This is a genomic window from Belnapia mucosa (genome assembly GCF_016775475.1).
In the GTDB taxonomy this organism is placed as follows: Bacteria; Pseudomonadota; Alphaproteobacteria; order Acetobacterales; family Acetobacteraceae; genus Belnapia; species Belnapia mucosa.
In genome coordinates this window covers 1-230 of sequence record NZ_JAEUXJ010000156.1, presented here as the reverse complement: position 1 = coordinate 230, position 230 = coordinate 1, and the positions used below count along the sequence as shown (strand labels likewise).

Genomic DNA, 230 nt, shown 5'->3' with positions numbered 1-230 from the left:
GTATTCGTAGCGCAGCTGGTCGAGGGAGAAGCCCCGACAGGCGTCCAGGATCGCCCGGCTGTTCGCCAGGGCCTCCGGCCAGCCGGCGAAGAGCCGCGCCATCTCCGTCGGAGACGTCAGGTGCCGCTCGGCATTGGGCTCTGCGGCATAGCCCAGGGCATCGACCGTGGTGCGCAGGCGGAGGGCGGTCAGCACATCGGCCAGGCGGTGCCGGGAGCGGTGGTGGTAGC

At 71.3% G+C, this 230-nt stretch carries 1 protein-coding gene; it reads right to left on the bottom strand.

All coding sequences use genetic code 11. The annotated features are described in order from the left end of the window. Positions 1 to 230, bottom strand: a 230-nt coding sequence (locus tag JMJ55_RS30750; RefSeq protein WP_202829387.1) for a PHP domain-containing protein, incomplete at both ends; no start/stop codon positions are given.